This is a genomic window from Methanosarcina sp. A14, from assembly GCF_001729375.1.
Taxonomy (GTDB): domain Archaea; phylum Halobacteriota; class Methanosarcinia; order Methanosarcinales; family Methanosarcinaceae; genus Methanosarcina; species Methanosarcina barkeri.
In genome coordinates this window covers 15,523-28,197 of sequence record NZ_LZPK01000040.1, presented here as the reverse complement: position 1 = coordinate 28,197, position 12,675 = coordinate 15,523, and the positions used below count along the sequence as shown (strand labels likewise).

The 12,675-nt window shown below is 36.7% G+C and carries 9 protein-coding genes and 1 pseudogene; 7 read left to right on the top strand and 3 right to left on the bottom strand.

Annotated features, from left to right (window positions below; all coding sequences use genetic code 11):
• The first annotated feature begins 293 nt into the window (after positions 1 to 293).
• The 3 genes and pseudogenes from sugE to A9239_RS17970 all read left to right on the top strand — a co-directional run bounded on the left by sugE (position 294) and on the right by A9239_RS17970 (position 2,541).
• A complete protein-coding gene (sugE, locus tag A9239_RS02830) occupies positions 294 to 611 on the top strand; it encodes a quaternary ammonium compound efflux SMR transporter SugE (protein ID WP_048119312.1) in 318 nt (105 codons plus the stop codon).
• 192 nt (positions 612 to 803) lie between these two features.
• Positions 804 to 1,694, top strand: a complete 891-nt coding sequence (locus A9239_RS02825; protein WP_230629249.1) for a hypothetical protein — start codon at positions 804 to 806, stop codon at positions 1,692 to 1,694.
• 310 nt (positions 1,695 to 2,004) lie between these two features.
• Positions 2,005 to 2,541 (top strand): annotated as a pseudogene (locus A9239_RS17970) (class I SAM-dependent methyltransferase).
• A 157-nt stretch (positions 2,542 to 2,698) separates the two neighbouring features.
• On the opposite strand, the gene A9239_RS02815 reads toward A9239_RS17970, so the two are convergent.
• Positions 2,699 to 4,537: a DUF790 family protein gene (locus A9239_RS02815; protein WP_230629315.1), complete on the bottom strand. Its 1,839-nt coding sequence runs from the start codon at positions 4,535 to 4,537 to the stop codon at positions 2,699 to 2,701.
• A 31-nt stretch (positions 4,538 to 4,568) separates the two neighbouring features.
• Complete coding sequence (locus A9239_RS02810) at positions 4,569 to 6,074, bottom strand: DEAD/DEAH box helicase (RefSeq protein ID WP_048154870.1); 1,506 nt, start codon at positions 6,072 to 6,074, stop codon at positions 4,569 to 4,571.
• Between the two features lie 578 nt (positions 6,075 to 6,652).
• On the opposite strand from A9239_RS02810, the gene A9239_RS02805 reads away from it, so the two are divergent.
• Positions 6,653 to 7,039, top strand: coding sequence for a carboxymuconolactone decarboxylase family protein (locus tag A9239_RS02805; protein WP_048119303.1), 387 nt, complete (start codon positions 6,653 to 6,655; stop codon positions 7,037 to 7,039).
• Between the two features lie 145 nt (positions 7,040 to 7,184).
• On the top strand, positions 7,185 to 7,373 hold the full coding sequence (locus A9239_RS02800) for a hypothetical protein (protein WP_048119300.1): 189 nt from the start codon (positions 7,185 to 7,187) through the stop codon (positions 7,371 to 7,373).
• A gap of 1,660 nt (positions 7,374 to 9,033) precedes the next feature.
• Here A9239_RS02800 and A9239_RS18760 read toward each other — a convergent pair.
• The gene (locus A9239_RS18760) at positions 9,034 to 9,264 is read right to left on the bottom strand and encodes a hypothetical protein (protein WP_141706351.1); all 231 of its coding nucleotides are present in this window, start codon (positions 9,262 to 9,264) and stop codon (positions 9,034 to 9,036) included.
• 613 nt (positions 9,265 to 9,877) lie between these two features.
• Between A9239_RS18760 and A9239_RS02795 the strand changes: the two genes are divergently transcribed.
• Both A9239_RS02795 and A9239_RS02790 read left to right on the top strand, forming a co-directional pair.
• Positions 9,878 to 11,095 (top strand): hypothetical protein, encoded by a 1,218-nt coding sequence (locus tag A9239_RS02795; protein ID WP_048154873.1) that lies wholly within the window; start codon positions 9,878 to 9,880, stop codon positions 11,093 to 11,095.
• A 525-nt stretch (positions 11,096 to 11,620) separates the two neighbouring features.
• Complete coding sequence (locus A9239_RS02790; RefSeq protein ID WP_048156833.1) at positions 11,621 to 12,442, top strand: HNH endonuclease; 822 nt, start codon at positions 11,621 to 11,623, stop codon at positions 12,440 to 12,442.
• Positions 12,443 to 12,675: the final 233 nt, after the last annotated feature.

Here is a 12,675-nt window from a genome sequence, read left to right as displayed (position 1 = left end):
TTTCAGTTTTGATTTTCAGTCCAGACTTTTAATTCAGATTTTCAGTTTTGATTTCCAGTCCAGACTTTTAATTCAGATTTTCAGTCCAGATTTATAATTTTTGATTTTTAATTTCTGCTCTTGCTGGTTTATTTAATCTGAGTTTACTATTCATTATTGTATTTTTTAGAAACGAATAGTCTTTTCCAGGCTTTTTGCAAGCAAGGTTATAAGAAGAAAAAGGCTTTTTACACTTTTTGACTTTTATCCTTACGGTAACTCTAAATATTTACATAAGCAGGTTGGGAACAAAAATGGAATGGTTTTTCCTTTTTATTGCAGGTCTTTTTGAAGCAGCCTGGGCAATCGGGCTGAAATATACAGAAGGTTTCACGAGGCTTTATCCAAGCATTCTTACCGTCGTGTGCATGTTTCTTAGCTTCTATTTTCTTTCCCAGTCCCTGAAGACTCTGCCAATAGGAACCGGCTATGCAATCTGGACCGGAATCGGGATTATAGGCACTACGATTCTTGGTGTCCTGCTCTTTAATGAACCCATGGATTTTGCCAGGGCTTTCTGCATTATTCTTATATTCTCAGGGATAATCGGGCTCAAAATAATTTCTCCATAACCATTTGCAGAATTCCTGTTCTTTTTCAGGTCTTTTCCTGTACTACTGGAAGGAGACCTTTTTTCTGCAGTCGGGGGCCAAAAATTAAAAACCTGCAAGACAATTTATCATGGGATTAAACCCGAGGGCTGTTTCAGTTCCGATTTTTCTTACCTTTTGATCAAGTGGTCAAAAATTAGCTTTAAAGGTGCGGTGCCCGCGGGAGACTTTTGGGGGAATATTCTGGTTACGCTTGACAGCACGACAATTAGTCTCTGGGATTTGATGTCCCTTCTGTTTGTACTTCTGTTTCTTTATGCAATAATCTACCCGCAGTCGCAGCTAAAACAAATCCGGTTGCGGCGCATGGCAAAACTGAAAACTATGGAAAAGAGCCACGGCTGCAAGGTGCTCACTATGATTCACAGACGGGAGGCAATCTCTCTTTTCGGGCTGCCTGCCTACCAGTACATAGATGAGGAAGACGCCGAGCAGATCCTGCGCTGGATAAGAAAATACAAGGATTACCCGCTTGAGCTGATCCTGCACACGCCTGGCGGTCAGCTCCATTCCAGTATCCAGATTGCACGCGCCCTGCGGCGGCACCCGAAAAACACGAAAGTAATTATCCCTCACTATTCGATGTCAGGAGGCACAATTATCGCCCTTGCAGCAAATGAAATCGTGATGGATAAGGATGCGGTTATCGGACCAATCGATCCCCAGATAGGAGACTTTATTCGTGGGATGTACCCTGCTCCCTCATGGATATATGCTGCAGAAACAAAAAAGGAAAAGTCCGATGATATCACCCTTGTTATGAGTGATATCTCAAGAAAAGCCCTCAAATTCACCAGAAATGTTGCAAAAGAGCTTCTTGAAGGCAAAATCCAGCCAGGCCCGGCTGGGGAAAGCAGGCTCGATGAAGTGGTCGAAAAATTGGTCAGCGGAGAAATGATCCACAGCACTCCACTCTCAGCCGGCGAGGCAAAAGAAATAGGGCTTGCTGTCAGTACGGATTTTCCGGAGGACGTGCATGAATTTATGAAACTTTTCAAGCCTGTAAAAAAGAGTGTGGAATATGTGGAATCAAGTTCTTCATAAACGGAAGAAGATAAAAATGGAGGAAGATAAGAGCGAGGAAGATCAGACATCAGAACTTTTCTGTATAAATAAAGTTTCAATATGGGAACTTTCATACATAATAAATTTTTGGCGTTAGAAGGTTCGAGGCTTGAAGAAAGGTCCGGAACTAGAAGGGCTTCAAATGAATGTCAGTAGAGTTACCCGGTCAAAACAGTCAGCTAAAAAAACTTATGACAGACTGAGCAAATGGTAAGACTTCTTTGCCGGCCCTTTTGAAATAAATTTCAGAGATGCCGGGATGCATAAACTGAATGTCGCTCCGGGATAAATTATTCTTGAAATAGGCTTTGGCACGGGACAGTGTATCCTCGAAATTGCCCGAGCTGTCGGAAATTCGGGAAGAGTCTACGGAATTGATATCTTGGAAGGAATGTGTAACATTACTCAATCGAAGGTCGAAAAAACTTGTTTTTCAGGAAGGGTATAACTTGTATGTGGAGATGCTATTAAGCTTCCTTTCTCGGGCAGTTTCTTTAACGCTATCTTCATGAGCTTTACCCTTGAGTTTTTTGCCACTCCTGAGATCCCTGAGGTATTGAAGGAATGCCTGAGAGTACTTAAAAAAGACGGAAGGCTCTGTGTTGTTGCCATGAACCAGAAAGATGACCCTACTCTGATGATAAAGCTCTACGAATGGGCCCACAGAAAATTTCCAACTTTTGTCGACTGCAGACCGATTTTTGTCCGGAAAACTCTAGAAGAGTCCTGTTTTCCTGTTCTTGACTCAGTTGAAATTTTCGCATGGGGTTTGCCAATTGAAGTAGTCCTTTCCAAAATATGTAAAGAGAATTCCAAAAGATCTTAAATGAATCCCAAAAGATGTAAAGGCAATTCCAAAAGATCTTAAATGAATTCCAAAAGATATTAATTGAATTCCAAAAGATCTTAAATGAATTCCAAAAGATGTAAAGGCAATTCCAAAAAGGGTTGAAATAAAAGCTTGATTGAAACAATCAAAAATTTCAAACTTTTTTCGCCTTTTTTACCTTCGCATTCTCTTCACTCAACCCTGCCCATATAACCTTATACTCTAGCTGTTCAAGCACAGGATAGTAAAGGCTGCGGTCAAGCCTGAAACTTTCAAAAACCTTTACTGCGTCGGCGTAAGTTTCTACTGCTCCCGGTCTTTCAAGTTCTTGATCTATTCTTTCAAGTAGCTGCCTGTGGATTAAATAATTTTCAAGGAGTATGTAATCTTGATATTTCTCCAGATCTTCGACTTTTCTGGATTCCCTGAGTTCCTCTAAACCCCTTGATTTTTCGAACTCTCCAGTTCTTTCTGATTCTCTGATTTTTCCTAACTCTCCGATTTCTTCCAGTTCTCCGGCTTTTGCAAGCCTATCTGCAACTACTTCCTTTAAGGCATCTGGCAAAACTCTTTTTCCGGCTGCGATTTCCTCAAGATTTACAAGTTCTCCTGAAATTGGAAATTCCATTTCCTCCAGTCTTGACCGGTCTTCTGAAAGCTTTTTTTCCTCGTACTTTCTGAGTATCTGCATGACTTTATTTGCCGGGATTTTTTTGTCAAAGAAGATTACTTCCTGCGAAGGGAAATCCTTTTCAGAACACTTGAGTTTTCTATCAATCAGGAGAATCACAGGTTCCTTTACTTGCTTGAGCTTCTCAATCTTATTTTCCAAATATTCGGGAGTCCAGAAGCCCACTATTTCCAGATATACCCTCATCCCGTCCCTCTGGAGAGAGAAGTCCGGGACAAAAGCGTATTTTCCGGCTTTAAGAATCGTTGGCTCCCTTTTTATTTTCCAGCTTCCCAAACTGAGGCTCCCAAACATCTGCTCAAGTGTGCTGTCATAGGCAGCTTCTTCGGCATCGATTTCCTCAATCCTGGCTTCTTTTTCAGCTTCTTCTCCGGCTTTTTTCCCGGTTTCTTCCCCAGCTTCATATTTTTCTATTTTTTCTTTAATTTGAAGCTCTGGCGAAAGGGTCTCAGGGTACACGGCTGCTTCAGGAGTGATTTTGAAAAACTTTTCCGAGTCATCAAGGGTAAAATTCAGGATGCGCTTTCCCTGGTAGCCTTTGTGAAGAATGCCTGCCTTGAGCCTCCAGCCTTTTGACCTCAGCAGCGCAGGAAAGATTTTTGCAAAGGAATTCCCATAGCGTTCGGATATCCGAAAAAGAGAAGCAGGCCCGTCAAGATGCAGGTGGACAGCTTTTAATTCTTCGAAATTTTCTCTGGTTTTTCCTTCCTTTTCTTCTTTTTCTCTATTGATTCCTCTATCGATTTTGCCTCTTTCCTCGTCAGCATCTTCAAGGGAATACATAAGCCCTGAACGAAGGATTTTCCAGAGGATTTTCTGAAAATCGCCTTTTATCCAGATGTCGAGGTCAACTGCACGGAAAAGCAGGGTCTGGGTAAGGGAAATGTTATACTGTTTTAGAAGTTCTGCAGGATAAATGGGTACAAAACTTTTGACTATCTGGTTTTCTTCAAGATCCGCCCAGAGTGCCTTTTCAAGTTCCTTTGCCGAAATTGAAAGTTTTTTTGCAGCTTTTTGCAGCGCCTCTTTTCTCTCGGCAGGAGAAAGTGCCATGCCTTCGCAGGCTTCAAAAACCGTTTCCCTCGCCAGAGAAGGGTCAACAGCTGCATCCGTTTCTATAGCGGTGCGCCTTCCAAGCAGCTGGGAAAGTCCCCTGATAAAACGGTAATTCATTTCTTCGTAACCATCAAGTTCAGCCAGAAGATCCCCATAAGTTTTTCCGATATGCTGCTCGAAAGTTTCTATCAGAAGCCTTGCAAGTTCCAGTTTTTCGGGGTCAAAAGCTGCGTATACAGGCTTTATTTTTCCTCCGGAGAGGCGGGTTACAAGAAGATCAGACGTGAGCAGAAGAGCCGCCTCCGAGATTTTTTTCTTTCTTCATCCGGCTTTCCTTTCCAGATTCTTTCTTTATCTGGTTTTCTTTTCCTGATTTTGTCTTCATCTGATTTTCTTGCGCTGATCTTCCAGAGCCTTTTCGGTTTGAAACAGCTTCTTCTCTTCTCCTGGCAGTTCCGGCTTCGGTTGTTTCTTCGGATATAATTTCGTAGAGTATAGCTTCTTTTCCTTCTTTCTTTCTGAGGATCCTTCCCAGGCGCTGGATATATGCTAATTTGCTCCCTGTACCGCTTGCTATAATTCCTATGTTTGCCTCAGGGACATCTATGCCCTCGTCAAGAACCTTTGAAGTAACTACAGCCCTGTATTTTCCTTCCTTGAACTTCTCGAGGATGGAATTCCTTTCTTTTGCAGGCGTTCTGTAGGTGATTGCAGGGATAAGAAATTCCCTGGAAATTCGGTGGACAAGCCGGTTATGTTCCGTAAAAATGAAGATCCTGTCTTCTCGGTGTTTATTCAGGATCTCTTTTAACTTTTCAATTTTAGACTCCGTGTTAAAAGCAAGTTCTCTTGCTGCGTTTCTTGCAAGAAGGGCTTTTCTGGCTTCAGGGTCTCTCCCGCTTCTCATAACCAGTTTCTGAAAGTCCCTTGGCCCACGAAGAATCATCCCGGTTTTCCGAAGATAATCTGTATAAACCGAATGACATTTGTCGTATTCTTTTCTTTCCTCGTCCGTAAGTGCAGCAGCTATCCGTTTTATCCTGTAAGGGGCAAGGTGGCTGCCTGCAAGTTCTGAGACATGCTTTTCGTAGACTTTTCCCCCTACAAGCCTGTTAAGCTCTGAGTGTAACTCATCTTCCCGTTCGTAAGTGGCTGTCAGTCCAAGCCTGTAAGGCGCTGCGGAAAATTCGGCAATGCTCCTGTATCCGGCGGCAGGCAGGTGATGAACTTCATCAAAAACAAGGAGACCGAACCTGTTCCCAAGTGTTTCGGCGTGAATATAAGCAGAGTCGTATGTTGAAACGGTTATCGGAAGAATTTTCTTCTCCCCGCCCCCAAGCTTTCCGATTTCCATCATAAAAGCTTCTTCAAGCTGTTTTTTCCATTGTTCAAGCAGATCAAGCGTCGGGACAACCACAAGGGCAGGGGTATTACAGCCTGCAATTGCGCTGATTCCAACAAGGGTTTTTCCGCTTCCTGTTGGAAGGACAAGCACTCCCCATCTATTATTTTCTCCCCAGGTCACAAGAGCTTCGGCCTGATAATCCCTTAATTTAAGTTTCTTTCCAGACGCTTCATAAGCTGCTGCCAGATCAGGACAGGGAAGGAGGTCAAGCACTTCATCTTCAAATAGAATCTTAGAATTTTTCAGATAATCTGTTATGTCTCTGTAATAAAGAGCAAGAGCTCTAAAATTTCCGCTTCTTTCATCCCAGACTGCATTGGGAACTCTCACATTACCTTCTATAAGAAGCGTTCCCTGCTTGAAGCTAATTTTGATCATTGTTTATTAAAAGTTTGGACATTATATATAATAATGGAGGTAAGTCTATACATTATTTTCTAATAGCTGGCTGGCACTTAATCTTGATTTATTAGTTGCATGGAATAACGAAATGAGAAACAGTTGGCAATTGAAACTAAGGTTAAAATGAATTTAACATTTAACCATTTAACTTTAAGGTGAGAAGTCCCCTTCCTTGGTAATTTATGGCGAAAGCCGGAAAGTGGCAGATGGGGATGTATTCTCTTCAAATTATATGGGGTAAAAGTAAATTTCATGGTATCTTCTTCAAATTGAGTGAAAATCTCTCACTTTCATACTTGCAGAAAATTTACAAATTTTGCCAGGTCCGAGAAACAACCTCAAGTAATGCATTCAACTTAACAACTGTATATCAAAATTGTTGTATATTTTTCGAGTTGGGAAATTCTCCCTTTAATTTGAAGAGGATACCATTTAACCTTAAAAGCAAATTTACTAACATTAGATCTAAGTTGGTTTTAAGATCAGTTCACTGTTTTAACTAAATAAATATTTATGTGTAGTTGGAGTAATCCTATCTATCAGGATGTGACTACATGGATAAATTCATCAAAGATAAAATAAATCAGAGCATAAACGATAGAGTGCAGCATCATTCTCGATTTTTAGAGAATTGTAATACTTATAATTCTTTTCTTAAATTAGAAACGAAAGCATTTGAAGCTGGTTGCCTTTCACGGAAACATAAGGAACTAATGGCTCTATCTATTTCCATTGTTACTAAATGTGAGCCCTGTATTGAATGGCATGTTCAACAGGCTTGCTTAGCAGGTGCATCAGATAAAGAGATATATGAGACTATTGATGTGGCCATCGAAATGGGAGGTGGACCCGCTGCCGCTTACTCACGATTTGCATTGAATGCATTGGATTTTCACAAAGAAGAAAGTTCGGATAATAAGAAATCCGGTAAACAAGCCTGAAGAAGGAAAAAGATAGACGAGAAAGATACTTTCACTTGATGCAAATACCTGATTGCTTTTTTCCTTTTGTTCAGGTTATTTATAGTTTTATTCCAATATAAACACTAAAAAATTTATCTTTATCGTCAAGTGGGGGCGTAATAAATTGATACATCTATGGGAGTATGATTCTCGCAAGCTTAACGGCTTAAACTTGCCGCAGATGATGAGCGAACTTGAAAGGATAGGAAATGAAGGCTGGGAACTGGTTCTGATAAGAAACGATATCAATGAAGAAGGCAGGGTAACTGCCATTTTCAAGCGGAAAAAAGAGAGTGAGACTATAGCTTTATAACTCTATTTTTCATTTTTTTATCTTTTACTAATTTATTGATAGGCTTAAACCCTATTTCGGGTAAATTAAAGCAATTATCTTATCGGGTTTTTCAGAATTTTTTCAGTCTACCAGTTTTGTAACCAGTTTTGTAAAAATTAGTTTTATATTTTTACCGCATATTTGGAAAAATAAACACAAGTGAATTCTAACTTCAGCATAGATTTTCTGCCAGGTTTGAAACCCTTAACAGTTTTATTTAGAAAAGAGCTGCGTTCCCACCTGAAAAATTCTGGAAGTTCCGAACGGCACTTATTAGGTCTTGTTCAGGAAGAGGTTTAGTATTGGACTCACGGGTTGCGAGCTTCTTATCTCTTCACTTTTAGAGTAGATTTTTCGGAGTAGGCGTTGAAGTATTTCTTGTGGAATAGGTCTTGCTATGTGGTCTTGTAGATGAGAACGCAAGTTATACTATGCTCTCACTCTATATAATATTTTTAATAAATAATATTATTTTAACTCTATTTTGTTGGTATACGTATCTAATTTTTCTTTACTGGTTTAACCTTATAGCATTAAGCTACAGTACCTGATGTAACTGAATGTAAATACTAAAAATGATTGCCTGTAAGGTAACAAGAAAAAGGTCAACTCGTTCTAAAAGGATGATTTACCTGAGATCCGGTAGCAGATAATCTTTCTTTAAGAGAACTGAGTTTAAGAGAACTGAGTTTAAGAAAACTGAATTTAAGAGAATTGAGTTTAAGAGAATTGAGTTTAAAAGAATTGAATTTAAGAGAATAGAGTTTTAGTCAATTATTAAGTTGACTAACTGATCTTAACTAAAGAAAAAACCGCAGAAAGCAGGAGATCATGGAAAAACTCTGTACTAAAGAGACCACGGAAAAACTCTGTACTAAAAACGTTTCTGGGGTTTTCGCTCAAGTCTTTTTTTAAAAAGCTTGCGGAAAAGCAGTTTTTTGAAAAGGCTTAAAGAACTCGGGTGGATAATGGTGTCGAATCAATAGCAAATTCAGATATAATCGATTGTAATTATTCAAAGTTATTAAATTTTTGAGGATTGATATGATACTAAGGATATGAAATTCGTAAAGTTCCTAAACACTTTTTTAAAATGAGGTGGCGTTCTCATCCGAAAAACCTGGGAGTTCCGAACGGTATTCAAGAGACTCACTTTATTATAGTTGGGGAAGAGGTTTGAGGTACTTGACTTATGCGTTGCGAGTTTCTCTTTCTATATCCCTTTATTATAGAGTAATTTTCTGGAGTAGGTGCTCTTTGCTAGTGGGGTGTTAAAGGGATGAGAACGCAATTTATACTATGCAGTTATTATATATAATATTTTTAACAGTTAATCTTATTTTATTTCTCTTTTTTTGTGTATCTTTCTAACATAAGTTCATTAAACGAATGCTTATTTCATTAATTTAATAGTCATATAACCGCGTAAATTACGCGAGGAAACATCTCAAAATGTTGAGAATGATGAGGGGGATATCGTTCCAAAATGAAAAAATTCCGGAATAAGAAAATTCAGTAAAAGTAATTGCATATGAAATTGGCCTTTAGTTGTAGGTAAAATCGGCTTGAAGTTGCAGGTGAAATCAGCCTGAAGTGCAACTTACCTCATACGGATGTTATTATTGGAACTCCTCTTTTTTCAAGATGAGAGCTTTTCAAAATACTGCTTTATCAACGGTTCATATTCTTCAAACAGGTCTTCGATATAGGTCTGGCTGTACCTGAATCCTTTTTTAGAGCCGTTTGTATAAAAAGTGATTATAACCGCTCCCACAGCCATTAAAATAATATTGAACCTGTAGGTCAATGTAGTTCTGAGTTTTAAAAAATGTCTCCATTCCGGGAAGAAAATAAGCAAACTCGTAGGCATCGAATAAAATCATGAGCAGGAAAAGAAAGGCAAATCTCTCAGCTATTATTAAGAGCCGCAAAAGCCCTTAATAGTGCTTCAAATAAGTTTTATATTTTACCAGCACGAGCTCAAAAAACATGTAAATCCTTCCCATTATTGGGCTTTCACGCTAACTATATTGTAAATGTTACTAAAATACTATTCCAATAATTTTTGAAATTTGGAAAGTGGGAAGAATCCGAAAGGTGTAAAGAATCCGAAAAACGTGATAGTTCGCAGGAGAAACCCAGATTTCCGGAATAAAAACAGTAAGCAATTCGGTATAGTTTGATTTTACTCAAATAAGATGAATGCACTTGTTTTTTCGGAATTGATCAAAGATTCGCTACTAAAATTAAGTTGGAATTCACTCAAAATTTAACTTATGTGTCGCATGCTCTTTTATAAGGTATTAAACTTTCATAGAGTTTTTAATCTGCGAAATAATTTCAGGATACAATAAATCAAAAGACTGATCTATTATTCAACACAATAATAAAGTTTAAATTGTTTGGATGCAGATTTTATAAGCATTAGTACTTCATATATTGTCCCTTAAATTACATTTTATCTTGCGATTAGGAAGTTCATAATGCAATCAGCCGGTTTCTACATTTTCATTCTAGTTCATTCTTCAATTGCCGCTACTATGTATTATAAGCTTGAGGTAAAAAGTTCATTTGATGAATTGAATCAAATATTTGCACGTAACAAATCTAATGAATACAAAAAATTAAATTACTTGCTTCAAAACCTAAGTAAAAAAACAAATGTCGAATTTGCAATTTATAATTCAAAATTTGGAAGAAAGTTATCTATTATTTCATTTATGGTGGCTAGTACTTTTTTATTTGCTTTAGCTGCATATGGAAACATTATCCTTTTATTAATAGGATTTATTTTATTCTTACCTGAAATTTACATATATTCAAAAAAAGCTACTACTTTTTTGAAACAAAGTCCTATTCATAATTTGGTTGTTAAAAAGTGGATAAACTTAACAACTAGCTTTATGTCTGATTTTTTATTTAATCTTGCGAGTAAGTATCTCAAGTTTTTATCTTATAACTTCGTCATTCTTATTTTGATATTCCTTTTCTGGTTTTTTTTGCAGAAAATTTTTCTGTCAGAAAATGGATTAAACTTTGATAGTTTCTTGTCAGGTACAGCTAAAAATATGATTAATACAACGATTAATACAACAGTACTTTATGATGATAAACCGCTAGATGTAATATCTGGGAATAAGTTATCGTTTTCTGGAATTTTATTTACTCTAAGTATCGGTGGGGCAATTATTTTTTCATTAGTTGATAATTACAATGAACAAAAGGAAACAATTAATCAAAACGTTTTTGAAATTAAAAAACATTACCAAAAATGGTTTCAATCTAAAAAAAATAGTCTTAATTTTGATCTCAGTAAATACGACGAATTTAACTCTGCTGTTAGTTATCTTCGAGATGAATTTAATACCTATGTGCAACTAAAGAACAATGTTTTAATATATCGTTTAACTAAAGGCTTAATGGTTATCATTTATTCAATGGGAATTTTTGTAATAATAGGGTCAGATTGGATAATTAGTCTTATTTTTAAACTATTTCCTATTGTTTCAACTATTTTTATTTTTTTGATTTTTTACCTTTTTTATTGCTTTAAAAACTCTACTTTTTACTCTATAGGAAAGACAAATATTTCTTCAGAAAGAAATCACACTATTTATGAATTTATAGATACCTCACAAGGCAATTACGGTGAAACAATTATTGATAAAAGAAATTACATGGTTGAGCCGATACATAAATAATCTTGGATCTTCGCTATTTCATATGAGTAACTCAAATTTTAGTTTTCCTAATTTTAGATAGATAATAAGGCTCTTCGCTGTTACGTATGGGTTGAAAATAATTGATTAGTTAGAAAGTATTCAGGCCAAATAGGAAAATATCAAGTCTGAATGTAATTTTCAGCAACAACTGTTTTTATATTTAATATATTCAACTCAAAAATTTAGGAATGAAATATAAGTTACCCACTAGAAACAGCGAAGAGCCTTAAGCACTTAACTTTTGCGTTGTCTGCTTGTATCATATATTAAACTTTCAAAGTTTTTAATCTACCAAATAATTTTGGGATAAAACAATCGTTTCTGATTATTTGACTATATGAAAATATACATAAACAATCCCATATTCAGAACTTTATTCAGTAAAATGTAAAATAGTAAATTGAATACTAAGCTTTTACCAGAAGTCACCGAAAGTGAGTCATGGTGGAAGTTTTGGTAAGATTTGGACTACCAGTTAGTAAATATATGAAAGGTGGTTTACAGATGGAAAGGCGGTACTTGAAGGAATCTAATGGTCATTATGAAGTAGATATTGATATCTCTGTGGATGAGTGGAAGTCGATGCTTCAAAATCATGAAATTTTTTACGAAAACGCATTGGATATGGTTTTGAAGTGGTATAATGAAGTTGGCCATCAAGCAACTGCTAATACAGTAAAGGAAAAATATTCACCTGAATTGAAACGTCCTCCATATAACGGAATTGTCAAAGAATTAACTAGAAGGATTCTAAAACATTTGAATCGATTTGAAGTAATTGGTACTACAGGTAAAAAATCAGTATTCATCGTACCATTTGAAGGATGGTATGTTGACTACAAAAGACCTAATAAAGGATTCGTTTGGAAATTGAGAGATGAGTTGGTTCAAGCTTTAGAAGAAGTTGGTATGGTAGATAGACAAATATTTCTATCTAAAGAATACTTAGATAAAAAAGAGCAAGAAAATATTAACAAAGCGTTTCAGTTGTCTATATATGAATTGGAAAAAAAGATAGATGCTAAAACAAAAAAGCAAACTCTGAAAACCACATCTGCAGCTTCGGTAAGATATGACCGAGATCCTGACGTTTCCGCTCTTGCGTTGAAGAAAGCTAATGGTTATTGTCAACTTTGTGGTAACTTAGCTCCATTTTTAAAAAAAGATGGAACTCCTTTTTTGGAAGTTCATCACATCCGATGGTTGTCAGAAGGCGGGGTTGATGACAAAACGAATACTGTTGCTTTATGCCCTAATTGTCATCGTAAGATGCACATTTTAGACTTGCAGGATGATAGAGATTTCCTTATTAACTCAATAAAATAAATAATAGAATTGGATAATTATTAATTTTTTTGATTTAGTATAACTTGTTACTCTCTCATTTTTTCAACATATTTAACCTATGTTTTTCTAAACTTATTCATTCAATATACTGGAGGAGTATATGAGTTATGAATAGTTGCCCTTTAATCAACTGCAAAAAATAGTACGAAAAACATAGTAAACAGTAAACATAACATTAAGAGCCTTATCTAGACATGAAAGCAAAAACAGAC